The organism is Paracoccus rhizosphaerae (assembly GCF_026162645.1).
GTDB lineage: Bacteria > Pseudomonadota > Alphaproteobacteria > Rhodobacterales > Rhodobacteraceae > Paracoccus > Paracoccus rhizosphaerae.
On record NZ_JAOTBE010000015.1, the window covers coordinates 43,698 to 67,847 of the forward strand.

A 24,150-nucleotide genomic window follows, 5' to 3' on the forward strand; every position below is an offset into this window, starting at 1 on the left:
GGCACATGAAATGTCGCAATTGGTCTTGCCAGCTGACCGACGGGCCGCATAACCTCCGCCTTGCGCTGAACAACAAACCACAACAGGGAGAGCGCCTTTTGCTGGACAACCGCCGCGGCGACACGTTCGTCGCCTTCGAGAATGTGCAAAAAAGCTATGATGGACAAACCCTTGTCGTCAAAGACTTGAACCTTTCGATAGGCAAGGGAGAGTTTCTGACCATGCTGGGGCCGTCCGGTTCCGGCAAGACGACCTGCCTGATGATGTTGGCCGGTTTCGAGACCGCCACTCATGGTGAGATCCGGCTGGACGGACGCCCGATCAACCAGGTTCCGCCGCATAAGCGCGGCATCGGGATGGTGTTCCAGAACTATGCGCTGTTTCCGCACATGACCGTGGGCGAGAACCTGTCGTTCCCGCTCGAAGTGCGCGGCATGGGCAAGCCCGAACGAGAGACCCGCGTCAAGCGAGCGTTGGACATGGTCCAGATGGGCAAGTTCATCAATCGCCGTCCGGCGCAGCTGTCCGGTGGACAGCAGCAGCGGATCGCCTTGGCGCGTGCGCTGGTCTTTGACCCCGAACTGGTGCTGATGGACGAACCTCTGGGTGCGCTGGACAAGCAGCTGCGCGAGCATATGCAGTTCGAAATCAAGCACCTGCACGAAGAACTTGGGATCACCGTGGTCTATGTGACGCATGACCAGGGCGAGGCGCTGACCATGTCCGACCGCATCGCGGTCTTCAACGACGGGCGCATTCAGCAGCTGGCCCCGCCCGCCGCGCTTTATGAAACGCCGGAGAACAGCTTCGTCGCTAACTTCATCGGCGAAAACAACGCCCTGCCAGGCACGATCGAGCAGCTTCAGGGCGACAAGGCTCTGGTTCGCCTGGATGACGGCGGCGTGATCGACGCGACCGCGGTCAACATTCGTGATGTCGGCCAGCGGACCACCGTCTCGATCCGCCCGGAACGGGTCGAGTTCAAGCCCGAGATGATGCCCCAGGGCGCCCATACCATCGAGGCCCGCGTGGTCGACGTGGTATATATGGGGGACATCCTGCGCGCCCGTCTGGCGGTCGCCGGCAGCGACAATTTCGTCATGAAGATGCGCAACACCATCGGCCAGACCCGGCTGCAGCCGGGGCAGCAGATCCGCATCGGATGGCACCCGCAGGACGCCCGCGCACTCGACCCGACCTGACCGGCCCGCAGCCCAAAGTGACGGCCAGAAGGCCACGTTAGTTCCAACTGGAGACCCTGATGAAACGAGTTCTTTTTCTTGGCACAGCAATCGGCTTGGTGGCCGGACCCGCGCTGGCCGACGTGAACCTGCTGTCCTGGGGCGGCGCCTATGGCAACAGCCACTTGGAGGCCTATGCCAAGCCCTTCACCGAGGAAACCGGCATCGCCGTCAACATGTCGGATGCCGACAACCCCGCCACGCCGATCAAGGCGCAGGTCGAGGCCGGCAACGTCTCGATCGACGTGGCCTCGGTCGAATATGCGGATGCGGTGCGCCTGTGCGACGAAGGCGCGCTTGAGGTGATCGACCCGGCGATCCTGGTCCCGGCCGAGGACGGCACCGCCGCCGAAGAGGATTTCATCGACGGCGCGATCACCGAGTGCTTTGTCGGCACTGACGTCTATTCGATGGTGCTGGCCTACAATGCCGACAAGTACGCCGATGCGCAGCCCTCGTCTCCGGCCGATTTCTTCGACCTGGAAGCCTTCCCTGGGAAGCGCACCATGCGCAAGGGCGCCAAGTTCAACCTCGAATTGGCGCTGATGGCCGACGGCGTCCCGGCCGACGAGGTCTATGACGTTCTCTCTACCCCCGAGGGCGTGGACCGCGCCTTCGCCAAGCTGGACACCATCAAGGACGAGGTGATCTGGTGGGAGGCCGGCGCACAGCCGCCGCAGCTGCTGGCCGATGGAGAGGTCAACATGGCCTACGCCTTCAACGGCCGCATCTTCAACGCCGCGCAGCAGGACGGTCAACCCTTCGAGATCATCTGGGACGGCCAGATCTACGAGATGGAGGGCTGGGTCGTGCCGAAGGGCGCGCCGAACCTGGACCAGGCGATGGAGTTCGTGTCCTGGACCACGGCGCCTGCGCCCCAGGCCCGTGCGGCCGAGTTCATCAGCTATGGCCCTCCACGCCGGTCGGCCGCGTCGATGGTCGGCAACATCGAGGGCACGGACCAGCCGATGGGCCCGCACCTGCCCACGACCGACGCGAACATGCAGAACGCCCTCGGCTCCGACCTCGACTTCTGGGTCGACCACGATGCCGAGCTGAACGAACGCTTCAACAGCTGGCTGGCCAGCTGAGCAGCCGGCCGGGCCGCACCATGGCCCGGCCACAGCCACATAAGGCCGCAAAAGGCCAATCTCGCAGGGAGAAAATACGTGAAAACCACACTGATCCTGGGTACCGCGCTGACCAGCCTGGCCTTCGCGGCGACCGCGCAAGAGGTCAACGTCGTGTCCTGGGGCGGCGCCTATGAGCGCAGCCAAGTCGAGGCCTATAACAAGCCTTTCACCGAAGAGACCGGCATCAAGGTCAACATGATCGCCGCCGACGACCCGGCGACGCCGCTGACAGCGCAGGTCGAGGCCGGGAACGTCACCGGCGACGTCTTCGACATCGAGGTGTCGAGCGCGATCCGCCTGTGCGACGAGGGCGCGCTGGTCGAGATCGACCCCGCGACCCTGCCGCCGGCCCCCGATGGCACGCCCGCCGTCGACGATTTCGTCGAAGGTGCGCTGCAGGACTGCGCCGTCGCCAACATTGTCTGGGGAACGGTGATCGCCTACAACACCGAGAAGTTCGAGGGCGAGGCCCCGACCACTGCCGCCGACTTCTTCGACACCGAGACCTATCCTGGCAAGCGCGGCCTGCCGAAGAACCCCAAGCGCACGCTGTATCTGGCGCTAATCGCAGACGGCGTCCCGGCCGATGAGATCTATGACGTGCTGTCGACGGACGAGGGCGTTGACCGCGCCTTCGCCAAGCTGGACACGATCAAGGACGACGTCGTCTGGTGGGAGGCTGGCGCCCAGCCCGTGCAGCTTCTGGCCGACGGAGAGGTCAGCATGACCACCGTCTATAACGGCCGCGTCTTCGATGCGATGGTGGCCGAGGATCAGCCCTTCGAGGTGATCTGGGACGGGCAGTACATGGACATGGACATGTTCGTGATCCCGAAGGACGCGCCGAACCCCGAAGCCGCGATGGAGTACCTGAAGTTCGCTACCGACACGCAGCGGCTGGCTGATCAGGCGAAATACATTGCCTATGGCCCGTCGCGCAAATCCTCGGCCGCGATGGTCGGCATGTACGAGGACGGCAAGACCGAGATGGCGCCCCACATGCCCACGGCCGAAGCGAACATGCAGAACGCCGTTCTGGACGACCCCGAGTTCTGGGCCGACCATGATGCCGAGCTGACCGAGCGCTTCAACAGCTGGCTGGCTTCCTCCTGATCCGAACGCCGCCGCGCCTGACGATGCGCGGCGGCCCCAATGCCGGGAACGACATGGCCGACGCCGCACTTGATCCACATGCCGCCATCGCGACCACCGCATCAGGGGTCGCGACCGAGCGGCTGACCACCGCCGACGGAAAGCCGCTGTCCCGCGCCCTGGCGCGCAGCCAGCGCCGGGCGCGGCGCCGGGCCTTCCTTCTGGTGCTGCCGCTTCTGGCATTCATCGTCGTCACCTTCGTGGTGCCGATCGGGCAGATGCTGCAGCGGTCCTTCTATAACGACGGCTTCTCGGTCAACATGCCGCAGGTGTCCGCCTGGTTCGCGCAGACCGAACGCGGCACGCCCCCTGACGAGGCTGCCTGGAACGCGCTTGCGGCCGACCTGACCGCCAGCGCCGAGGCGCGCACGATTGGCGTCGTCGGCACGCGCATCAACTATGACCTGCCCGGCACCCGGTCGCTCTTCACCTCGACGGGCCGCCAGGTCCGCCGGGGGATCGAGCCGCCCTATGACCAGGCGTTGCTGGAGATCGACGAGGACTGGGGTGACCCGCAGCTGTGGTCCACGATGCGAGAGGCCGCGACCCCGCTGACCGCGAACTTCTACCTGGCGGCCGTGGACCGCACCCGCGATGCCCAGGGTCAGATCCAGCAGGTCGAGGAGCGCCAGCAGGTCTATGTGATGCTGTTCTGGCGCACCTTCTGGCTGTCCGGCGTGATCACGGCGCTGACCTTCATCCTGGGCTTTCCGATCGCGCATCTGCTGGCAACCCTGCCTATGCGCAAATCGAACCTGCTGATGATCCTTGTGCTGCTGCCCTTCTGGACCTCGCTTCTGGTGCGCACAACCAGCTGGATGGTGCTGCTGCAGCAGCAGGGCGTCGTGAACGACATCCTGGTCTGGCTGGGGGTGATCGGCGGCGGGCAGCGGCTGCAGATGATCTATAACCAGACCGGCACGATCATCGCGATGACGCATATCCTGCTGCCGTTCATGATCCTGCCGCTCTATTCCGTGATGCGGACGATCAATCCGTCCTATGTCCGGGCGGCGCGCAGCCTCGGGGCGACCAGCTGGACGGCCTTCCGCCGCATCTATTTCCCGCAGACGCTGCCCGGGCTGGGGGCGGGGGCCATGCTGGTCTTCATTCTGGCGGTCGGCTACTACATCACGCCTGCGCTGGTTGGCGGATCGTCGGGGCAGCTGATCTCGAACATGATCGCGATGCACATGACCGACACGCTGAACTGGTCGATGGCGGCAGCGCTGGCGGCGATCCTGCTGGCGGCGGTGCTGGTCCTCTATTGGCTCTATGACCGCCTCGTGGGCGTCGACAACCTGAAACTGGGGTGACCCATGGCCGTTCCGACCTATGCAAGCCCGCTGGAGCGTGTCTGGCACTATACCTATCTGGCAATCTGCGCGGCGATCTTCTTCTTCCTGATCGCGCCGATCATCGTCATCATCCCGCTGTCCTTCAACGTCGAGCCCTATTTCACCTTCACGGACAAGATGCTGTCGCTGGACCCCGAGGGGTACAGCCTGCGCTGGTATCGCAGCCTGCTGACCTTCGGGATGCAGAACCCCGACAGCGCGGGCTGGGCCTTCTGGTCGGATGCCTGGGCGAACGCGAAATGGGTTCAGGCTGCCAAGAACTCGATCATCATCGGGGTGTTCTCGACACTGGTGGCGACGGTGCTGGGAACGCTGGCGGCGCTTGGCCTGTCGCGGCCCGAGATGCCGTTCCGGCGCGCGATCATGGCGATCCTGATCTCGCCCATGATCGTGCCGCTGATCATCACGGCGACGGGAATGTTCTTCTTCTATTCGAACCCTTGCGAGCTGCTGACCTTCTTCGGCCTCTCGCCATCCTGCGGCCGACTGGCCGGCACCTATCTGGGGGTGATCCTGGCCCATGCGACGCTTGGCATCCCCTTCGTGATCATCACCGTGACGGCGACGCTGGTTGGCTTTGACCAATCGTTGAACCGTGCGGCGGCCAGCCTCGGGGCGAACCCGCGGACGACGTTCTTCCGGGTAACGATGCCGCTGATCCTGCCGGGCGTCATCTCTGGCGGCCTCTTCGCCTTCGTGACCTCGTTCGACGAGGTTGTAGCCGTCCTGTTCATCGCAGGCCCCGAGCAGCAGACCATTCCCCGGCAGATGTGGAACGGCATCCGCGAGCAGATCAGCCCGGCAATCCTTGCAGTGGCGACGCTGCTGGTGATCTTCTCGATCCTGCTGCTGACCACGGTGGAGTTGTTGCGCCGGCGCTCGGAACGCATCCGCGGTGTCACGCCCCGATGACCCCGGAGGAGCTTGAGGACGAGGCCGCACGGCCTCGTCCCGGTCCGTGGCCGGGTGCGGGACGTGCGGAACGGGCCCATGGCCGGCGGCTGGCGGCGATCCACGGCATGTACCGGGCCGAACTGGCCGCCGTGGCGCGGCTGATGCAGGCCATCCGGCAGGGGGACTCAGCCCCCGACGCCTTGGCGCCTGCCGTCGCGGGAACGCAGATCGCCCGCAACTTTCGGCAGTTCGGCACCGCCTGCGGGCGCGACTGCGCCCTGCTGATGAATCACCACGACATAGAGGAGGCGTGGATGTTCCCGCCGCTGGAGGAGCGGGGCGGGGACCTTCTGGCGCCGGTCATGGCGCGACTCCGTGCCGAGCATCGTGTCATCCACGACCTGATCGAGGATCTGCACAAAGCTGCCGAGGAACTGGTTGCCGATCCGGGCGGCACGACCTTCGACGCCTGCGCGACCCGCTTCGCAGCCTTGGACCGGGCAGCCCGGTCCCATTTTGGATACGAGGAGACGGTTCTGGAGGAGCCATTGGGCGCGCTGCGCATACCGATCTGACCTCAGGGCAGCACGGACAGCCACATCCAGACTGTCAGCGTGGACAACCCCGTCGCCAGCAGGACGCTGGACGCCGCAACCCGCCGTGCTGCGCCATAGATGTTGGCGAACAGATAGGCGTTGACCCCCGGCGCCATCGCCGCGGTCAGGACCGCCGATCGCATTCCCGCGACATCAAGACCAAGCGCCGCCGCCATGCCGAAGGTGATCGCGGGGTGCAGGATCAGGCTGACGGCGCAGCACATCGCGATGGTCGCCATGTCGCCCTCGGGGCGATAGCGATGCAGGATGCCGCCCAGGCCGAACAGCGCGGCAGGCAGGGCGGCGCGCGCGACCATGTCAACCGCGTCCCAGAAACCCTGCGGCATGACCAAACCTGCCTGCATCAGCAGGTTCATCGTCAGCCCTGCCAGGATGCCGATCACAAGTGACGTCCGCAGCACGCCCGACAGCGCCCGCAGCGCCACGCGGCCTGCCGACAGGCCCGTGCCCCGGGCGCGCGTGAACTCCATCACCGTAATCCCGAAGGTGTAGAGCATCGGCGAATGCAGCGCGATAATCGCCCAGTTGCCCGTCAGCGCGTCAGAACCGTAGGCCCGTTCCGTGATCGGCACACCCAGCAGCAGACTGTTCGAGAACAGGCAGACGAAACCGATGGCGACGCTTTCCACGCCCGACCGGCGAAATATGAACCGCGCGCCGGCCCATCCGGCGGCAAAGCCGCCGAAGGCCCCGGCATAGAAGGGCACCAGCAATTGCGCCCTGAATTCTGACCCCAGGTCCAGCCGCGCCATCGACGCGAAAAGCAGGGTCGGAACGGCGAAACTCTGGGCGAAGTTCATCAGCCCGTCGACGGCGCCCGGTTTGAACCAGCCGCGCCAGGCTACCAGGTAACCGAAGCCCACCACCAGGAAGACCGGCAGGATGATCGTGAAAAGCGCGCTCATAGAGCGGCGGGCAGTTCAGGCGTCTGGGCCTCTGTCTCGATCCGGAGGCCGTCGTTGGCGGGAATGACATGGTCTGGCGTATTGGCCGCGACGGTCGCATAATCCATGTCGATATGCATGTTTGTCAGCACCGCGCGGGGGCTGCCGGCGCGGGCGATCCAGTCCAGCGCCAGCGCCAGATGGGCGTGGCTGGGATGCGGTTGCGGGCGCAGGGCGTCGCAGATGAAGACCGGCGCGTCCTGGATCAGCGGCCAAGCGGCCTCGGGGATGGCCGAGACGTCGGGCAGATAGACCAGGCCGCCGATACGAAAGCCAAGCGCCGTGATCTCTCCGTGCTGGACGCGGAAGGGGATCAGCGAGATCCGCCCGCCCGGCCCGTCGATGTCAATACGGCCCTCGATCGGGTTCAGCGCGCAGATGGGCGAATAGAAGCTTCCCTCGGGGGTCTGGAAGACATAGCCGAAGCGCGCCGTCAAAGCCTCGGCCGTCGGCGCATCGGCCCAGAGCGGCAGGATCTGGCGCGAGTTGAAGACCAGCTGCCGAAGGTCGTCGATTCCGTGGACATGGTCTGCATGCGCATGCGTATAGACCACCGCATCCAACGTAGCGATGCCGGCGTCCAGAAGCTGCGGGACAAGGTCAGGGCCGGTGTCGATCAGCACCTGCGTCGTGCCGCCTGCGCCCTCGCGCTCGACCAGAAGCGAACAGCGGCGGCGGCGGTTCTTCGGCTCATCAGGGTCGCAGGCGCCCCAGCGGTCGCCAAGGCGCGGCACGCCGCCCGACGATCCGCATCCAAGGATGGTTGCGCGGATCATGCCGCGGCCTTCCAGAACAGCCGATCGAAGTTCCGCGACGTCGCTTTTGCGAATTCAGCCAGCGACAGGCCGAAGATCTCTGCGCCCTTCGCTGCCGTGTGGGCGACATATGCAGGCTCGTTCCGACGCCCACGATGGGGCGGCGGGGCAAGATAGGGGCTGTCAGTCTCGACCAGGATGCGGTCCAGGGGTGCGGCGGCGAAGATGTCGCGCAACTCGGCCGAGCGGGGGAAGGCCGCGATGCCTGACATGGACAGGTAGAACCCCAGGTCCAGTGTCGTGCGCGCCAGCGCCATGCCCGAACTGAAGCAGTGCATGACGCAGTTGAAGGCGCCAGCGCGGTGCTCGTCGGTCAGGATGCGTGCCATGTCATCGTCGGCGTCACGGGCGTGGATGATCAGGGGCAGGCGGGTGCGGCGGGCGGCCTCGATATGGATGCGCAGGCTTTCCTGCTGCTGCGCCGCACTGTCGGCGGTGTAGTGATAATCGAGGCCGGTTTCGCCAATGCCCACGAACTTCGGGTGATCGGCCAGCGCCACAAGCTGCTCGACGGTGGCCATGGGTTCGTCGGCCACGCTCATCGGATGGGTGCCGGCGGCGTAGAAGACGCCGTCATGGGCCTCGGCCAAGGCGCGGACGGACGGTTCCTGGCGCAGGCGGGTGCAGATCGTGACCATCCGAGCGACACCTGCGGCACGGGCGCGGTCGATCAGCGCATCATGTTCGCCGTCGAAGTCCGGGAAGTCCAGATGGCAATGGCTGTCTACCAGCGACAAGGGGGTCGCGTCCTGCATCGTTCAACCTCGGCTTGGTGGGGCAGACGCGGCGGGCGGCAGCTGCGCCAGTTCCAGCACCATATCCATCACCAGCGCCGCAGGGTCAAGGTTGACCGCCCGCCCGGTCCGGGCGCGGGCCGAGAGCCGCGCCTGCGCCTCGGCCCAGATACGCGCCGCGTGGTCGTCGGGCGACAGCCGCGCCATCAGCGCGCCTTCGCCACGCGCAGCCTGCGGCAGTGGGGCGCCCATCAGACCCGCGCGCGCCATGCGGGTCAGAAAGCGGTCGAGGATGGTGATCGTCAGATCGAACGGGTCGCCATCCGCCCCTGCGCGGCCTGTGGCGCCCTCGGCGAATTTTGCAGCCGCCAGCCGGTCCAAACGCGGCAGGCCAGCGAACAGGTCGACAAGGTCCTGATAGCGGTCCAGCCCGCCCTGACCGGCCAGCCGCAGCGCCTCTCCGACAGAACCGTCGGACAGGGCGGCCAGCGCCTCGGCGTCTTCGTCGATGCCCATGCCCGAGAGGATGCCCGCCATCTGCTGCGGTTTCAGCGGCGACAGCCGCAGCGTGCGGCAGCGCGACCGGATCGTCGGCAGCAGGCGCGCAGGCTGGTGCGCGATCATCAGGATCAGCGCGTCGGCGGGCGGTTCCTCCAGCACCTTCAACAGGGCATTGGCGGCAGCGACATTCATGTCGTCGGCCGCATCGATGATGGCGACGCGGCGACCACCCTCGGCCGAAGACAGGTGAAAGAAGGACAAGAGGCGCCGGATCTCGTCCACGGTGATCTCGGCGCGCAGGCGGCCGGTCTTGTCGTCCCACGGGCGGCGGATCAGCTGCAGGCGCGGCTCGGACATGGCGGTGACGCGTCGGGCCTCGGGCGCGTCGGGGTCGACCGACAGGTTCGCGCTTTCGGCGCCCGACAGCAGCCACCGTGCGATGGACCAAGCCAGCGTCGCCTTGCCGACGCCGCGTGGCCCAGTCAGCAGCCAGGCGTGATGCAGGCGACCGCCGCGCGCGGCATCGGCAAAGGCGGCGATGGCGTCGTCCTGCCCGATCACGCGCCGGGTGTGGCGCGGATGGGGCGCGCCCGGAACACGGTCGGGTTCGGGAATGTCCTCGACGGCCGTCTTCACAAGGCGGCCCTGACGCGGCTGGCAACCTCATTGGCGGTCCCGCTGCCGTCAATCAGCGCAACGCGGCCTGGGCATTCGGCGGCCAGCGCGCGAAAGCCAAGGGCGAGGCGTTCCTGGAACTGCAGCCCCAGGCTTTCAAATCGGTCCTCGGACCCGCCGCGGGCGTTGCCGCGGGACAGCCCGGTGGCGGGATTGATGTCGATCACGAAGGTCCGGTCGGGTTCGATGCCGATCATCAACGCGTGCAGGCTGTCGACGATCTGCCGCAGATCGCCGCGCGCGGCCCCCTGATAGACGCGGGTGCTATCCGCAAAGCGGTCGGTGATGACCACGCGGCCCTGCGCGAGGGCGGGGCGAATGCTGCGCTCCAGATGGTCACGGCGGGCGGCCGTAAACAGCAGGCACTCGGTCTCGGGGGACCAGCGTTCGCCGGCACCTTCGACCAGAAGCCGGCGGATTTCCTCGGCGCCGGGGCTGCCGCCGGGTTCGCGGGTCAGCAGGACGTCGCGGCCCTCGGCGCGCAGAGCCTCGGCCAGAAGGCGGGCTTGCGTGGTCTTGCCGCTGCCGTCGATCCCCTCGAAGCTGATCAGCATTAGCTGCCGGCGGCGTTGATCGCGCGCTGTCCCAGATGCATCACGGCACCCTTCATCCGGCCAAGGAAGCCGGCCTCGGGGATGTCGGCGGTCGCGATCAGGGGCGTGACCGTGTCCGGAGTTCCGGGGATGGTGACCACCAGCTGCCCAAGCGTTTCGCCCTGACGGATCGGTGCAGGTATGGGCGATTCATAGACGACCTCGACCCGGACCTGGTCCTGCGCGCCGGCGGGCACCAGGACGTTCACGCCGCTTTCGGTGGTCAGGCCCACACGGCCCGCAGTGCCCAGCCAGACCGGCGCCTCAACCACATTCTCGCCCGCCGGAACCAGCGTGCTCATGGTGAATTCGCGAAATGCCCAGTTCACCAGCCGCTCAGATTCCTCGGCCCTTGCGCGGTCCGACGGCAGGCCCGAGATCACGAAGATCACCCGCCGCCCGTCCTGGACCGCCGAGCCGACAAGGCCATAGCCTGCCTCTTCGGTGTGTCCGGTTTTGAGGCCGTCGGCCGTCCATTCTCCGTTGCCCAGATGCAGCAGGGGATTGCGATTGTTGGCGTTGGCGGGAACACGGTTTTTGTAAGTGAACTCGGTCATCGCGAAGTATTTGTAGAGTTCCGGAAACTCTCGGATGATGTGCGCGGCCAAAACGCCCAGGTCATGGGTCGACATGCGATGTTCGGGGTGCGGCCAGCCCGAGGCGTTGGCCAGATGCGTCTGCGTCAGCCCGATCTCCTTGGCACGTTCGTTCATGCGGCGCGCGAAGGCTTCTTCTGTGCCGGCCAGGCCTTCGGCGACCACCACGCAGGCGTCGTTGCCCGAGTTGATGACGATTCCCTTGATCAGCTGCTCGACCGTGGGGCGGTCGGCAGGTTCGACGAACATCTTGGACCCGCCCATCTTCCACGCCTTCACCGAGACGGGAAACTCGGTCTCCATCGTCACGCGGCCTTCGTGCAGCGCCTCGAACAGCATGTAGAGCGTCATCAGCTTCGACATCGACGCGGGCGGGATCGGCGTGTCCGAGTTCTTCTCCATCAGGACGCTGCCCGACTGGACGTCATAGACCCATGCCGACGTCGCGTTGGTATCGAAGGCCCGCGCGGGGGCCGCAACGGCCAGCACGGCCGCGATCCAGATCAGAAAGACGCGCATCTCAAGTCCCTTTGCCCCTTTGCGCAGATGGTTACATCAAGCCGGAATGTCCCGCAACGCGAGAGGGGGCGTTCGCGCAAAAGTTGATCAGCCATCTACCGCCTCGCGCCAGTGCCGGCGGCAGAGAGAGACGTAGGTCTCGTTCCCGCCGACCTGCACCTGCGCCCCTTCGGTGATCGCGCGGCCGTCGCTGTCGCGGCGGATGACCATGGTGGCCTTGCGGCCGCAATGGCAGATGGTGCGGACCTCTCTCAGGTCGTCGGCCAGAGCCAGAAGCGCGGCGGAACCGGGGAACAGCTCACCCCGGAAGTCGACGCGCAGGCCATAGCACATGACGGGGATGCCCAGATCGTCGGCCACCCGTGCCAGTTGCCAGACCTGATGGTGGGTCAGAAACTGCGCCTCGTCCACGAAGACACAGGAGGGTCGCGGGTCGGTCTTCGCGATCAGTGCGCCCAAGTCCGTCGAGGCATCGAAGGTCTGCGCGACATCGGCGATGCCGATGCGGCTGGCGATCCGGCCCGGACCCGCGCGGCTGTCCAGCGCCGCCGTCAGCAGCAGCGTATCCATCCCGCGTTCGCGGTAATTGTAGGACGCCTGCAGCAGCAATGTGCTCTTGCCGGCATTCATCGTCGAGTAGTTGAAATAGAGTTTGGCCATGTTGGCCGCCGCTTACCGGCAGCGCGGCCGCTGGACAAGCAAAAGCCGCGGGAGGGACCCCGCGGCTTCGTCGTTTTGTCCGCCGGTCAAGCCTGGCGGCTTTTCGGCTGGCGCGAGGGGCGCCGTGCGGGGCGCTTGTTGCCGCCGTCCATCGGCTTGCCGCGTCCGCGCTGCGGTCCCGGCGCCACGGCTGCGCCGCCTGCATGGGGTGCGCCACCGATGACAGGGATCGGGGCCTTCATGGCCTTCTCGATCGCGCGCAGCTCGCCCATCTCGGCAGGGGAGCAGAAGGCCACGGCGCGTCCGTCGCGACCGGCCCGCGCGGTGCGGCCGATGCGGTGGACATAGTTCTCGGGGACGTTCGGCAGATCATAGTTGTAGACATGCGCGACCTCGGGGATGTCCAAGCCACGCGCGGCGACGTCCGTGGCGACCAGCACCTTGGTCTGGCCCTGGCGGAAGGCTTCCAGCGCGCGCTCGCGCTGGCCCTGCGATTTGTTGCCGTGGATCGCGGCGACGGCGAAGCCCCACTTCTCCAGCAGCTTGGCCAGCTTTTCGCATCCGTGCTTGGTGCGGCCGAAAACCATCGCAAGCTCGTCCGTATGCTTGGACATGTATTCCGCCAGCAGCGTCGCCTTGTCGCCCTGAGTGGTGAAGTGCACGCCCTGTTCGATCTTCTTCGCCGCCTGGCCCGGAGGGTTCACCGCGACCTTGACCGGATCGGTCAGGTAGGTGTCCGACAGCTCCTGCATCAGCTTGGGCATGGTGGCCGAGAACATCAGCGTCTGACGCTCGCGGGGCAGCATCCGCGCGATCTTGCGCAGGGTGTGGATGAAGCCGATGTCCAGCATCTGGTCGGCCTCGTCCAGCACTAGGTAGGTGGTGGCCTCGAGGCTGATGGCGCGACGCTCGATCAGGTCCATCAGACGGCCGGGCGTGGCAATCAGCACGTCGACGCCGCGCGACAGACGCTCGGTCTGGACGTTGATCGAGGCGCCGCCGACCACGCGGAACGACCGGATCGGCGTGCCTTCGGCATAGGCGTCGATATTGGCGGCGATCTGGGTGGCCAGTTCACGCGTCGGCGCCAGGATCAGCGCACGGCAGGTGCGCGGGTCGGGCTTCTTGCCATAGTTGATCAGCCGCGTCAGCATCGGCAGGCCGAAAGCAGCCGTCTTGCCGGTACCGGTCTGCGCCAGGCCCAGCACGTCGCGGCCCTGGACCACCGCGGGTATACCCTGTTCCTGGATCGGCGTCGGCTTGGTCAGGCCCATGGCCGTGATGTTGGCGTTAATGCGGTGGTCGATGCCCATGTCGGCAAAGGGGCCGGTCGGCAGCGGGTCGCGGGCCGCGGCGCGGCGTCCTTCGTTGGCGGCCAGCGGCGCGGCGTTGCGGGGCGCGGATTTGCCGCCGCGGTTCGGACGGCGGCGGGTGTTGTTCTGTTCCATGACATCTTTCGGCCCGGCATCCCCCGTATCGGACGCAAGAGCAGGGGCCGTGCGGTCGCACAGCCAATTGCAGGGGTGCAGGCGCGATACGAGGATGCCTGCTGCCTCCCCGCGTGAATGGGAAACCGGATGGGGTATCGGCGTCGGACGGGCATGGCCCAGTGGCTGCTCACGCGGCAGCGGACGGCGATGGGATGCAAATAGGCCATGGCGGCCCGAAAGTCAAGTGCGGTCGGCGCTGTCCAGCCAGATCGTCACCGGGCCGTCGTTGACCAGGGACACCGCCATGTCGGCGCCGAAGCTGCCGGTTTCGACATGGACACCAAGGTCGCGCAGGCTTTCGGCGAAGCGTTCGTAAAGGCGACGACCATCCTCCGGCGCGGCGGCCGACGAGAAGCCGGGGCGGTTTCCGGTGCGCGTGTCCGCCGCCAGGGTGAACTGGCTGACGACCAGCGCGCTGCCGCCCGTGTCTAAAAGCGACCGATTCATGCGGCCTTCGTCGTCGCGGAAGATCCGCAGCTTGGCCACGCGGGCCGCCAGCTTGTCGGCGGCGGCGTCCTGATCGCCCTGCATGGCGCAGACCAGGATCATCAGGCCGGGACCGGTGCGCCCGATCACGTCACCATCGACGGTGACCGAGGCCTCGGTCACCCGCTGGACCAGCGCTCTCATGATGCCAGGATGATGGCGATGACCACCATCATCAGCCCGATGGCGGATGCCGCCAGGGCCGCCATGTTGACCGCCAGTACCCCACGCATGTGGGCGCGCAGCGCGGCGTCGTCCAAGCCTCGCCTGCGCGCGCGGGCGACGGTGAAGATGCACCAGACCAGCGCCACAAGGCCCGCCAGCGTCAGCGCCGCACCCGCCCAGATGATCCAGTCGTAAAGGCCCATGCCCGCTCCTGCCGTTGGGGTCGGGCCGTCCTAGCGACGATTGCGCCTTGCGGCAAGACCGCCTAACACCACGCGAAAACCAGACGAAGGACGAATCCGATGCCCGACGATCAAGCCTATGGGGTCGCAGCCGACGAGCTGCGCCAGTTCATCGAACAGTTCGAGCAGCTGGAGGCCGAGAAGAAGGACGTCGCCGAGCGCCAGAAGGAGATCATGTCCGAGGCCAAGGCCCGCGGATATGACACAAAGGTCATGAAGAAGATCATCGCCCTGCGCAAGCGCGACCGTGACGACATCGCCGAGGAGGAAGCCATCCTCGACATGTACAAGGCCGCGTTGGGAATGGAGTGACCTTCTAGGGCAGGATGAACTCGACCCCCGGCAGGACCGCAATCTCGGCCACGTCGGCGCGATAGGCCGCGGTCACCTGATCGACCAGATCCTGGTCCCAGCCCGGCAGGTCGATCACCTGGTCCAGCGCGTCCGGAAGGGCATGCGTCGCCAGAACCTCTCCGTAAAGCTGGCGGCGCTGCGGCACGGACATCTGGTCGCGGCCCGCCATCGCGTCGCGCAGACGGGCGATGCCCAGATCGCCCAGAAGGTCGTGCAGATAGAGCAGCCCGCCAGTCAACGGAACCTCGGGCGGCAGGGCGCCGACCAGGCGGACGACCTCGGGCCAGATCAGCGGCACGTCCTCGTGGCACCAGAGCACGATCCGCCGGCCCTGTGCCGCGCGGACAAGGCCCTGGATCGTCGTCCGCCAGCGCAGCTGCAGCGGATGGCAACCCTGCATCAGGTCGTCATAGCCGCTGCCGCTGAACTGCGGCAGCACCTCTGACAAAAGCGTCGCGGGATTGCGCAGGGCCACGAAGTACTCGGTCTTGGCCGAGGGAAACAGCCGCCCCAATGCGGCCGCGCGCATTCCCATCTGGGGATATAGCCCCTCGTGCCCGACGGCGCGACCTGGCGCGCCCATGAAGGTGGGCGTCGACATCACCACGCGCTTCGGGTCATCGGAATGGAGCATCGCGTCCAGCATGATCTGCTCCATTTCGGGGGTGGCGGTTCCGCCGTTCAACGACTTCACCGCCTCTTCGAAAAGGCCGCGATGGCGGTTCGGCGTGACCACCTCGGTCCCCGCCTGGCGAAGGGCCGCGCGGTTGTTCAGCAGGGTCTTGAGCAGCCGGTCGCCGTCGGTGCCGTGCACCCCCATGTGAAAAGCCACCTGCATCGTCGTGTCCCGCCGCCCCGCTCGCTGTCTTGCGGCGCAATCTAGCCGTCTGGCGTGGACAGTCAAATCGCTTTGCCTTAACGCCATCTGCATGACCCGAACGACCGCCAGACGTCGCCACGACCACGCCCTGCGCCAGGCAGGCGGTCGCGGATGGTCGCTGGCCGCGATCGCCGTGGCGGGACTGGTCCTGATGCCGGTCCTGGCGGTCGCCTGGATCGCGGCGAACCCCACCGACAACATCTGGCCGCACCTTTTGTCCACGGTCATGCCGCGCTATTTCGGCAACACGGTGGTGCTGGCGGCAGGAACGGGCCTTCTGGCGGCGGCGATGGGGGCGGGGGCAGCCTGGCTGATCAGCATGTACGACTTTCCGGGCCGGGGCGCGCTGCAATGGCTGCTTTTGCTGCCGCTGGCGGTTCCGGCCTATATCGGTGCGTACGCGCTGGCCGATTTCCTGGACTATTCCGGTCCGGTGCAGATTGCGCTGCGTGGTTGGTTCGGCTGGGAAAGCGCGCGCGACTATTGGTTTCCGCGCATCCGCTCGATCGAGGCGGCGATCGTAGTGCTGGCCTCGGCGCTTTATCCCTATGTCTACCTGCTGACCCGCGCCGCGCTGATCGAGCAGTCCGGCAGCGCCTACGAGGTCGCGCGTGCCCTCGGTACCGGGCCTTGGTCGCTGTTCCGGCGCGTCGGCCTGCCGCTTGCGCGCCCGGCCATCGTCGCGGGGGCGGCCATCGCCATGATGGAGGCCGTGGCCGACTATGGCGTCGTCAGCTATTTCGGGGTGCAGACCCTGAACACCGGGATCTTCACGACTTGGCTGGAGCGCCGCAATGCCGGCGGCGCGGCGCAGATCGCCTGCGTCATCCTGCTGATCGTCGTTGCCCTGGCGCTGTGGGAACGCTTCGCCCGTCGCAACGCCCGCTATCACCAGAGCGCGCGCCAGCCCCGCCCCATCCAGCGCCAGCGGCTGCGCCCGTTGGTCGGCCTGATGGCGATGGCGGCCTGCGTGCTGCCTTTCGCGCTTGGCTTCCTGCTGCCCGTGGGGGTGATCCTGCGCTATGCGCTGGCCTATCCGCAGGGCTGGGTGACGCCGGGCCTGCTGCGTGCGGCATGGCACACCATCATGCTGGGGGGGATGGCGTCTTTGCTGACGGTGGGGATGGCACTTGTCATGGTCTATGGCACGCGGCTGTCGGGACGCGCGCTGCCCCGCCTTCTGTTACCCGTGACGACCGTGGGCTATGCCGCGCCGGGAGCGGTTCTGGCCGTGGGGATCCTGATCCCGCTGGCGGCCCTGGACCACCGGGTCGCCGATGGCTGGCTGGCCGTGACCGGCAGCGATCCGGGGCTGATCCTGACCGGCAGCGGCGCGGCCATCGTGCTTGCCTATGTCGTGCGCTTCTTCGCCATCGGGCAGGGCGCCATCGACGGCGCCTTCACCCGGGTACCGCCATCGCTGCCCATGGCGGCGCGGTCGCTTGGCCGTGACAGCGCCGGCGTCCTGCGCGACGTCTTCCTGCCGCTGATGCGCGGTTCCGTCGGAGCGGCGCTGCTTCTGGTGTTCGTCGATTGCGTCAAGGAGCTTCCGGCGACGCTGCTGCTGCGCCCCTTCAACTACGAGACCCTGGCCACCCGCACGCATGAACGCGCCAGCCTCGAGGATCTGGGGAATGCCGCTCCGGCCGCGCTGCTGGTCATGGCGGTGGGACTTCTGGCGGTCGCCCTTCTGGCACGCACCAACCTGGGCGCCGCCACGCGCGACTTGCGGAATTCTGCGGGGCAGGGTAACGGATCGGAAACGCCGGCTTAGCTCAGTGGTAGAGCGTCTGATTTGTAATCAGGGGGTCGGGGGTTCTTATCTTACCCGCGCTGTAGTACAGCTTAACTGTCCGGTGTACCTCTCGGAAGTGCCTCAGAATGCTCTACTTCTCGTACTCGTTCAGGCAACTCTATGCGTACACATTAACAGGGATAGTTATGCCCATCGCTCCTGCTTAGTTTTTTCTGCGGAGTTCACTTCATGAGCGGCACAAACAATACGCCGTGGAGCACCGATGATCCGTCTGCGGCGTCGACGAGGGCGATATGGCAGCTGTCGAGCCGCCAAACAGCGCACGGGCATTCATCTGAAGCTCAGCACTCGGCGCGGTGTTTGCCGTGCTCCTGCGAACTATCATCAAGATTGAACAAGCCAGATATCTGCGGGCGACTGGCCGTATAAGCTGTTTTCGCATAGCGCCTACAATTCGAAGATGTCGGTCATGCGGTGGCAGAGCATGATCCGGGCGGGCGGAGACATCCGCCATCGCAGCCCGGCCGGATCATGCGTTTAGAGGGAAGGTGATCTCGTGAAGTTCTAATAAAAATAGTCTTGTCCGTTCGTCGGCGACGCGCAACAGGGAGTAGATCCCGCGGGAAAGCCGGCGCTCTCTCCGATCTGTTGAGCTTCGGCGCGAGAAGCGGCGCGCGCGTCCTCAGTCTCATGAGCACCAACATGATTTTAACCATGACCGCAGGTGCAACTTTGGTGATATATGGAGCTGGAGGTGCGGCTGGTAGATCTTCGCTCAGAAGAAATCTTACCAGCTGCTCAGCCGCATGGGCGAATGGAGGTGCAGCGGTAGGAGCCGGCACAGCGCGGCTGCGGGGGCTCCTTATGCTCGGCTTCTCGAAGCGGCCGCTCAACCGAGGCACAGCAAAGTCGACAACGCAGCCTGAAGCGATTTCTGAGTGCCGTGCTAATCTGCATAGCGCTGGGTCAGGCGTCCCCACGCAATTTGCAGTGCGGCGCCCGCCCTGTTACACAATATGCAGCAGCCAGAGCGATGGAATCGCGCAGGTAACGAGGGGGAATACAGCCCATGAGCGTCGCTGAAGCATTGGTAGTCGAAGATGAGGGCGCAGCGCTCTTCAGGGCTATTCGGGCTGAACTTCTGGACGAATATCGTCAAGATCACGATTGGCCGTGGATCATAGGATACTCTGGAGGCAAGGACAGCACACTGGTGACGCACCTCGTCATCGAAATGCTGCTCTCTATCCCTCCATCACAACGCTCCCGTCCTGTGCATATCGTCGCCAATGATACACTGGTGGAAAGCCCACTTGTCGTACAGCATATCGTCGAAAGCATGGAAGAGATCGGGAACGCAGCTAATGCGTTTGGTCTTCCCATAGTTACGAAGATCACGCGTCCATCGCCTGATCAATCTTTCTGGGTAAACCTCATCGGCCGCGGCTATCCCTCTCCCAACAGGTCGTTTCGTTGGTGCACGGACCGTATGAAAATCCTCCCCACCAGTCGCTACATCAAGAGCCAGGCCGATGAGGCCGGGCAGGTTGTGCTGCTGCTTGGTGTGCGCCGATCTGAGAGTGCGACTCGCGCCGCATCCGTCGGCCGTTATGACAACGGGGAGCGGCTCAACAAGCACAATGATCTGGTGGGATGCATGGTCTTTCGCCCGATCGTCGAGCTGCATACAGATGACGTCTGGGAGTTCCTGGCGCTCAACGAACCGCCGTGGGGCGGGTCGCACTTGAAGCTAATAGGTCTTTATCGCAGCGCCAGTGGTGGAGAGTGCCCTGTAGTCACGTCTAAGGATGACGCTCCCTCTTGCGGAACAACGTCGTCCCGCTTCGGGTGCTGGACCTGCACGGTTGTTGAAAAAGACCGGAGCCTCGAAGGCTTCGTTGAATCCGGCTATTCTGAGTTTACCCCGCTGTTGGATTTCCGCGACTGGCTTGTGTCAATCCGCAACGAGAAGGAACGGCGTCAGGCGCGCCGCCGGGATGGTCGTATCACGATCACGAATGGCGGCACGTTCGTTCCAGGACCGTTCACGCTCCAGACGCGCGCAGAAATACTTGAAAAGCTTAGACGACTGGAGCATGCAACCGGGCAGAGCTTGATTACAGAAGAAGAAATTGATCTTATTCACCAGATTTGGTCAGGAGAGATTGCCGACCATGGTAAGGCCAAGACGTTCAGTGTTCGTGAGATTGTGAAGGACAGAAAGCATGCCACGTAATGTTGTTGTACTTCTCGATAATCCCGACGGCCGAACGATGATCAAGGAGGCATGTAAGTCGAACGGCATGCTGTTTGCGGAATTTGAGGAACTGGTCCAGGTCGAAGTCGAGCAGACCGGCAAGCAACGTCGCGCCGGTCTGTGGGATTCCTTCGATGACATTTTGGACCGCATCCAGATGGACGAACATTAACAAATGCATATTTCACAGATTACGTTGCGTGACTGGAAAGCATACACATCGGCGAACTTCGAATTTCCACGCCCAGGCAAAAACCGAAACATCATCCTAATCGGTGCCCCCAACGGCTATGGCAAGACGAGCCTCTTTGAAGCTATCGTTCTTGGGATATTCGGACGTGATGGCCTACCACTGATCGCCCGTTCGCCTTTTTCTGGTGGGGATAAAGAGCGACTGGCGACCTCCTATAAAAACTTCCTTGAGAAGGCTTTGCACCGTGGCGCCACATCTGCTGGGCGCACATCTTGCTCCGTTAAGCTGATCTTCAGCGACGAAAATGACGAGCCTCTCGAGATCCAGCGGATCTGGCACTTCAGTGACTCAGGGGTTTACCGCCCGCAGGACGAGGAAATCCATATCTACGAGGGATCGACCCGCAAAGCAGTCGGCCCTGGCCCGCTTCAAGGCAACGAGCGTGCCGACTGGTTCCGCGAATACGTTGCAGAGAACCTGCTGCCCTTCACGTTGGCGCATTTCTTTATGTTCGACGGCGAACAGGTGAGCGTGCTCGCTGAACGTGAGATGTCGGCACAGGTGCGGGCCGGCATTGAAGGCCTGCTGGGCATCCCTGTTTTGAAGCAACTTGCTAAAGACCTACGTTCTTACGCTGAGGTTCGGCGCAAGGAATCTCCTAACGTTTCTGATAAGACTATCGAGAAGCTTGAGTTGGATCGGCACACGCTCAACTTCGAGTACGACAAGAAGGCCGGGCGCTATGCTGAAATTGAGCCGAGGAGGGCAGTCTTAAAAGAGGAACAAGAGCATCTGATCCGCGAGTTGGCAAGCTTCGGAACTGGCTCTCAGGCGCTCCTTCAGGAACAGTTTGAACAGATCAAAAATTTCGAGCGGGCCATTGAAACGGGCAAAGCACAGCTCGAAGAGTTGATGGTGAAGGATCTGGCTCTTGCACTGTCAGGCTTGAGCCTGCGCACGAGCGTGAAGTCACGCTTGCTGAGCGAGGGTGTTCGTGAACGATGGGAAAGCGGAAAGAACCAAGGTGACAACAACTTGGAGAGATTTCTTGCCGCAGTAGACACCGGTATGCAGGCGATCAGTCCGTGCCTCAGCGATGGCCAGCGAAAAGGGGTTTTGGATAGCGCCCGCAACGCTTGGGAGAAGCTTTGGTATCCGCCGCCCGCCAACTGCGCGGATGCATATCTTCATCCGTATCTAAACGAGCTGGACCGCTCGAAAGTGATTGATCGGCTCGAAGAGCTCGACGAACTTGGCGCTCCGGCAATCGTGTCGCTCCTTGCTGGAATTGATGAGAATGAAGACTCGCTCAAGAGGCTTCAGGATGAGGTTATTCGCACTGAAGCCGTCGCCCCGCATGTCGACACCAAGCGCGAACGTCTCTCGAAGGTGAACAGCGACTTGCAGGAACTCGACCAAGAAATCGGCGCCCTTAAACGGGAGATGGCTGCGCTTGAAAGTCAGATTAGCCAGAAGAATACCGAGCTAACAAACTTTCTGGTCAGCTTGACCAAGCCGCGCCCGCGGCCCGTCGCGCAGCACGCGCCAACAAGGTAGCGCTCATGGTCGATGAAATTGTTGCCAATGCCGTTCCGAGCCAGATCGAAGCCATTGCATCAGCGATGACCAAGGCGCACCGCTCAATGGCCCATAAAAAGGACCTCGTGGAACGCATCGCGATCGATGAAGATTGTGATGTGAAGCTTCTGAACGCAGATGGCGTTGATTTGCGCGGGTTCGACCTTTCTGCTGGTGAAAAGCAGATCTTCACCCAGGCTCTGATTTCGGCCGTTTCGTCTGTATCTGGCCGTGGCTTCCCCATGGTCGTTGACACGCCGCTTGGGCGGCTCGATATCGAGCATAGAAAAGGCGTCTTGAACCATCTTGTGCAGCGCGAACATCAGGTGATTTTGCTTTCCACCAATACGGAAGTGGTTGGCGAGTACCTTAGCGAGATCGCTCCACATGTGCAGAAGAAATATCTTGTTCATTTCGAACGCGTTGGCGAAATCGGCCAGTCAACAGTGAAACCTGGATATTTCGAAAATACGAAAGGCCGAGCATGAGCATTTCTCTTGTAGAAGTGGCAGGTGCAAACTTCCGCACTGACTATGACAGTGACAGACTCAACACCGACTTCATGGGGCGTTTGGGAATGCGGAAACGCTATCTTCCCGCCCGAATGGCCATCTCACGCTCGCTTACGATGAGCGCGCCTGTGGATTTGCCTGCCGACGAGCTGGAGCTGGGCAAGGCTATCAAAGGCGACACTCTTTTTGGAACTGGCACAGCGCTCTCCGTCTGGCTTGCGCTAATCGTTGAACGCGCTGGCGAGCCGGATATCGATACCAAGCGGCTAATCGCACTTGTCGGCGCCCATTGGCGGCGTGGCTTGATGAAGCTGGATGAAGAGTGGGCACACGCAGGTCAAGACATCGCGCAATTTGTCGGACGGCTGGTCGATGTGGCGGAACTGCCGAAAGCAGGCGGCCGTTGGCCCGCCGCGGGCAAGGGTACCGAGGGTGCGTCCTTCTCTACCGGCGAAGTCAAGGTTCTGCTCGGTGAGATCGGTGAAGATGTCACAACTAAAGAAAAGGTTTATTGGAGCCTGAATAGGGGCGGGGCGCCTCATGCTGCTATCATGGGCGGGAGTGGCTCTGGCAAGACTGTCATGGCCGCAGCAATCTTGCGCGGTATCCGCGAGCAAGCCCCCGTTCCGCTCATCGCTTTCGACTTCAAAGGCGACTTGGCGGGCTTTACCGGCACAAAAGGCCAGCAGTCCCTTGGTGAAGCGTACAAAGCCCAAGTCATTGAACCGCCGCGCATGCCAATTCCACTCGATGTCCTTGCTCTTATTGAGAGAGACCAATTCGGGATCGACCAAGCCGCATCGCGTTTTCGTGAGTCATTCTCCCGGCTAAAGGGTTCAAAGCTTGGGGACCGACAGCGGACATATGTCCATGAGGCTGCGGCGCGTGCCATGGCAACAGAAGTGCCGTGCGAGCTCAAGCACATCCGCGACCGGCTTATCGAAGTCTACGAAGAGCACGAAGCCAGGGAAGATGGGGCAGTTGCCACCATGGAAGAGCTCAGCCGCTTCCCGCTATTTGAGCCTCAGATGTCCCCGACTGAGTTCTTTCAGAGAAGCTGGATTATCAAGCTTCCGCCAACGGTCGCAGAAGATAGCCGCACCATCGTGGTCAACTTGCTTCTCGATGCACTTGACCAGCACCTAAACAGCCTCGTTAACACCGACACCGGACCTGATGGTTCTCGAGCGTTGCGCGTGCTGTGCATGATCGATGAGGCTCACCAAATTTTAGGCACGAAGCTTCCGTCACTCTCCCGCCTCATTCGGATGAGTCGATCAAAGGGCGGTGCAGTGATGCTCGTGTCGCAGTCTCCGGACGACTTTTCGGGCGAAGAAGACGACTTCTTGGACAACATGGGGCTTGTTGCTGCCTTCGCAACGAATGCCAAGCCAGGTGCCGCGACCAGAGTTCTGGGCAAAGGTGCGAACCTAACCGGCCTACAAAAGGGTCAATGCTATGCTCGCTTTGATCAAACGACGAAGAAAATCAACGCTTGGTAGGACTCCAGCCCATGTCCCACTCCACCGGTTTGCCTCGCCTACCCGAGACGCGTAGGCAATGGGTTGAGAGGATTGCTTTCTGGTGTGAACCGGCATGTAAATTGACCCCGTAGCGGGGTGATCGGCGTTCGAACGACGCATGTTCCAACCAGAGTGTATTCACTACAGTTATCTGTCCAAAATGACGTTGCCCCCTCCGCCTAGTCCAGTTTGAGATAGACTCTGGCCCAACCGATAGGACCAGAGATGAAGCGCAGCAGGTTCACTGAAGATCAGATCATCGGCATTCTGAAGGAGCACGAG

The 24,150-nt window shown here is 63.8% G+C and carries 24 protein-coding genes; 13 read left to right on the forward strand and 11 right to left on the reverse strand.

Going from position 1 to position 24,150, the window contains the following annotated elements; translation table 11 throughout:
• Positions 1–98: 98 nt before the first annotated feature.
• The 6 genes from OC184_RS07890 (at position 99) to OC184_RS07915 (ending at position 6,353) form a co-directional block, all read left to right on the forward strand.
• Positions 99–1,202: an ABC transporter ATP-binding protein gene (locus OC184_RS07890; RefSeq protein ID WP_265506677.1), complete on the forward strand. Its 1,104-nt coding sequence runs from the start codon at positions 99–101 to the stop codon at positions 1,200–1,202.
• A 59-nt stretch (positions 1,203–1,261) separates the two neighbouring features.
• Entirely contained in the window at positions 1,262–2,332 is a 1,071-nt protein-coding gene (locus tag OC184_RS07895) for an ABC transporter substrate-binding protein (protein ID WP_265506652.1), read from the forward strand.
• 78 nt (positions 2,333–2,410) lie between these two features.
• On the forward strand, positions 2,411–3,487 hold the full coding sequence (locus tag OC184_RS07900; RefSeq protein WP_265506653.1) for an ABC transporter substrate-binding protein: 1,077 nt from the start codon (positions 2,411–2,413) through the stop codon (positions 3,485–3,487).
• A 53-nt stretch (positions 3,488–3,540) separates the two neighbouring features.
• On the forward strand, positions 3,541–4,842 hold the full coding sequence (locus OC184_RS07905; protein WP_265506654.1) for an ABC transporter permease: 1,302 nt from the start codon (positions 3,541–3,543) through the stop codon (positions 4,840–4,842).
• Between the two features lie 3 nt (positions 4,843–4,845).
• A complete protein-coding gene (locus OC184_RS07910) occupies positions 4,846–5,796 on the forward strand; it encodes an ABC transporter permease (RefSeq protein ID WP_265506655.1) in 951 nt (316 codons plus the stop codon).
• Positions 5,793–6,353 (forward strand): hemerythrin domain-containing protein, encoded by a 561-nt coding sequence (locus OC184_RS07915; protein ID WP_265506656.1) that lies wholly within the window; start codon positions 5,793–5,795, stop codon positions 6,351–6,353. Before OC184_RS07910 ends, OC184_RS07915 begins: the two co-directional genes overlap by 4 nt.
• Positions 6,354–6,355: 2 nt before the next feature.
• On the opposite strand, the gene OC184_RS07920 is transcribed toward OC184_RS07915, so the two are convergent.
• The 10 genes from OC184_RS07920 to OC184_RS07965 form a co-directional block, all read right to left on the reverse strand.
• Positions 6,356–7,300: an AEC family transporter gene (locus tag OC184_RS07920; protein ID WP_265506657.1), complete on the reverse strand. Its 945-nt coding sequence runs from the start codon at positions 7,298–7,300 to the stop codon at positions 6,356–6,358.
• Positions 7,297–8,115 (reverse strand): MBL fold metallo-hydrolase, encoded by an 819-nt coding sequence (locus tag OC184_RS07925; protein ID WP_265506658.1) that lies wholly within the window; start codon positions 8,113–8,115, stop codon positions 7,297–7,299. Before OC184_RS07925 ends, OC184_RS07920 begins: the two co-directional genes overlap by 4 nt.
• The gene (locus tag OC184_RS07930; protein ID WP_265506659.1) at positions 8,112–8,909 is read right to left on the reverse strand and encodes a TatD family hydrolase; all 798 of its coding nucleotides are present in this window, start codon (positions 8,907–8,909) and stop codon (positions 8,112–8,114) included. The genes OC184_RS07925 and OC184_RS07930 overlap by 4 nt, the downstream gene beginning before the upstream one ends.
• A 3-nt stretch (positions 8,910–8,912) precedes the next feature.
• Complete coding sequence (locus OC184_RS07935; protein WP_265506660.1) at positions 8,913–10,025, reverse strand: DNA polymerase III subunit delta'; 1,113 nt, start codon at positions 10,023–10,025, stop codon at positions 8,913–8,915.
• Positions 10,022–10,618: a dTMP kinase gene (gene tmk / locus OC184_RS07940; RefSeq protein WP_265506661.1), complete on the reverse strand. Its 597-nt coding sequence runs from the start codon at positions 10,616–10,618 to the stop codon at positions 10,022–10,024. Before tmk ends, OC184_RS07935 begins: the two co-directional genes overlap by 4 nt.
• A complete protein-coding gene (locus OC184_RS07945) occupies positions 10,618–11,772 on the reverse strand; it encodes a D-alanyl-D-alanine carboxypeptidase family protein (protein ID WP_265506662.1) in 1,155 nt (384 codons plus the stop codon). Before OC184_RS07945 ends, tmk begins: the two co-directional genes overlap by 1 nt.
• An 87-nt stretch (positions 11,773–11,859) precedes the next feature.
• Entirely contained in the window at positions 11,860–12,432 is a 573-nt protein-coding gene (locus OC184_RS07950) for a thymidine kinase (RefSeq protein ID WP_265506663.1), read from the reverse strand.
• An 86-nt stretch (positions 12,433–12,518) separates the two neighbouring features.
• The gene (locus OC184_RS07955; protein WP_265506678.1) at positions 12,519–13,745 is read right to left on the reverse strand and encodes a DEAD/DEAH box helicase; all 1,227 of its coding nucleotides are present in this window, start codon (positions 13,743–13,745) and stop codon (positions 12,519–12,521) included.
• A 357-nt stretch (positions 13,746–14,102) separates the two neighbouring features.
• On the reverse strand, positions 14,103–14,552 hold the full coding sequence (gene dtd, locus OC184_RS07960) for a D-aminoacyl-tRNA deacylase (protein WP_265506664.1): 450 nt from the start codon (positions 14,550–14,552) through the stop codon (positions 14,103–14,105).
• Positions 14,549–14,776, reverse strand: a complete 228-nt coding sequence (locus OC184_RS07965; protein WP_265506665.1) for a hypothetical protein — start codon at positions 14,774–14,776, stop codon at positions 14,549–14,551. Before OC184_RS07965 ends, dtd begins: the two co-directional genes overlap by 4 nt.
• A gap of 99 nt (positions 14,777–14,875) precedes the next feature.
• Here OC184_RS07965 and OC184_RS07970 point away from each other — a divergent pair, with 99 nt between their 5' ends.
• A complete protein-coding gene (locus tag OC184_RS07970) occupies positions 14,876–15,127 on the forward strand; it encodes a DUF2312 domain-containing protein (protein WP_265506666.1) in 252 nt (83 codons plus the stop codon).
• A gap of 4 nt (positions 15,128–15,131) precedes the next feature.
• On the opposite strand, the gene OC184_RS07975 is transcribed toward OC184_RS07970, so the two are convergent.
• Positions 15,132–16,007, reverse strand: coding sequence for a hypothetical protein (locus tag OC184_RS07975; RefSeq protein ID WP_265506667.1), 876 nt, complete (start codon positions 16,005–16,007; stop codon positions 15,132–15,134).
• Positions 16,008–16,098: 91 nt separating this feature from the next.
• Between OC184_RS07975 and OC184_RS07980 the strand changes: the two genes are divergently transcribed.
• The 6 genes from OC184_RS07980 to OC184_RS08005 all read left to right on the forward strand — a co-directional run bounded on the left by OC184_RS07980 (position 16,099) and on the right by OC184_RS08005 (position 23,847).
• Positions 16,099–17,823, forward strand: coding sequence for an ABC transporter permease (locus OC184_RS07980; RefSeq protein WP_265506668.1), 1,725 nt, complete (start codon positions 16,099–16,101; stop codon positions 17,821–17,823).
• 1,051 nt (positions 17,824–18,874) lie between these two features.
• Complete coding sequence (gene dndC / locus OC184_RS07985; protein WP_265506669.1) at positions 18,875–20,041, forward strand: DNA phosphorothioation system sulfurtransferase DndC; 1,167 nt, start codon at positions 18,875–18,877, stop codon at positions 20,039–20,041.
• On the forward strand, positions 20,031–20,234 hold the full coding sequence (locus tag OC184_RS07990) for a hypothetical protein (RefSeq protein ID WP_265506670.1): 204 nt from the start codon (positions 20,031–20,033) through the stop codon (positions 20,232–20,234). The genes dndC and OC184_RS07990 overlap by 11 nt, the downstream gene beginning before the upstream one ends.
• Positions 20,235–20,237: 3 nt before the next feature.
• Positions 20,238–21,812 (forward strand): AAA family ATPase, encoded by a 1,575-nt coding sequence (locus tag OC184_RS07995; protein ID WP_265506671.1) that lies wholly within the window; start codon positions 20,238–20,240, stop codon positions 21,810–21,812.
• Positions 21,813–21,817: 5 nt separating this feature from the next.
• Positions 21,818–22,321, forward strand: coding sequence for a hypothetical protein (locus OC184_RS08000; protein ID WP_265506672.1), 504 nt, complete (start codon positions 21,818–21,820; stop codon positions 22,319–22,321).
• Entirely contained in the window at positions 22,318–23,847 is a 1,530-nt protein-coding gene (locus OC184_RS08005; RefSeq protein WP_265506673.1) for an ATP-binding protein, read from the forward strand. Before OC184_RS08000 ends, OC184_RS08005 begins: the two co-directional genes overlap by 4 nt.
• Positions 23,848–24,150 lie beyond the last annotated feature (303 nt).

Coding starts and splice junctions, on each gene's coding strand:
- OC184_RS07930 (WP_265506659.1), bottom strand. CDS start 8,909: ATGCAGGACGCGACCCCCTTGTCGCTGGTAGACAGCCATTGCCATCTG.
- OC184_RS07925 (WP_265506658.1), bottom strand. CDS start 8,115: ATGATCCGCGCAACCATCCTTGGATGCGGATCGTCGGGCGGCGTGCCG.
- OC184_RS07995 (WP_265506671.1), top strand. CDS start 20,238: ATGCATATTTCACAGATTACGTTGCGTGACTGGAAAGCATACACATCG.
- OC184_RS08005 (WP_265506673.1), top strand. CDS start 22,318: ATGAGCATTTCTCTTGTAGAAGTGGCAGGTGCAAACTTCCGCACTGAC.
- dndC (WP_265506669.1), top strand. CDS start 18,875: ATGAGCGTCGCTGAAGCATTGGTAGTCGAAGATGAGGGCGCAGCGCTC.
- OC184_RS07945 (WP_265506662.1), bottom strand. CDS start 11,772: ATGCGCGTCTTTCTGATCTGGATCGCGGCCGTGCTGGCCGTTGCGGCC.
- OC184_RS07955 (WP_265506678.1), bottom strand. CDS start 13,745: ATGGGCATCGACCACCGCATTAACGCCAACATCACGGCCATGGGCCTG.
- tmk (WP_265506661.1), bottom strand. CDS start 10,618: ATGCTGATCAGCTTCGAGGGGATCGACGGCAGCGGCAAGACCACGCAA.
- OC184_RS07910 (WP_265506655.1), top strand. CDS start 4,846: ATGGCCGTTCCGACCTATGCAAGCCCGCTGGAGCGTGTCTGGCACTAT.
- OC184_RS07905 (WP_265506654.1), top strand. CDS start 3,541: ATGGCCGACGCCGCACTTGATCCACATGCCGCCATCGCGACCACCGCA.
- OC184_RS07975 (WP_265506667.1), bottom strand. CDS start 16,007: ATGCAGGTGGCTTTTCACATGGGGGTGCACGGCACCGACGGCGACCGG.
- OC184_RS07970 (WP_265506666.1), top strand. CDS start 14,876: ATGCCCGACGATCAAGCCTATGGGGTCGCAGCCGACGAGCTGCGCCAG.
- OC184_RS07895 (WP_265506652.1), top strand. CDS start 1,262: ATGAAACGAGTTCTTTTTCTTGGCACAGCAATCGGCTTGGTGGCCGGA.
- OC184_RS08000 (WP_265506672.1), top strand. CDS start 21,818: ATGGTCGATGAAATTGTTGCCAATGCCGTTCCGAGCCAGATCGAAGCC.
- OC184_RS07965 (WP_265506665.1), bottom strand. CDS start 14,776: ATGGGCCTTTACGACTGGATCATCTGGGCGGGTGCGGCGCTGACGCTG.
- OC184_RS07950 (WP_265506663.1), bottom strand. CDS start 12,432: ATGGCCAAACTCTATTTCAACTACTCGACGATGAATGCCGGCAAGAGC.
- OC184_RS07980 (WP_265506668.1), top strand. CDS start 16,099: ATGACCCGAACGACCGCCAGACGTCGCCACGACCACGCCCTGCGCCAG.
- OC184_RS07915 (WP_265506656.1), top strand. CDS start 5,793: ATGACCCCGGAGGAGCTTGAGGACGAGGCCGCACGGCCTCGTCCCGGT.
- OC184_RS07990 (WP_265506670.1), top strand. CDS start 20,031: ATGCCACGTAATGTTGTTGTACTTCTCGATAATCCCGACGGCCGAACG.
- dtd (WP_265506664.1), bottom strand. CDS start 14,552: ATGAGAGCGCTGGTCCAGCGGGTGACCGAGGCCTCGGTCACCGTCGAT.
- OC184_RS07920 (WP_265506657.1), bottom strand. CDS start 7,300: ATGAGCGCGCTTTTCACGATCATCCTGCCGGTCTTCCTGGTGGTGGGC.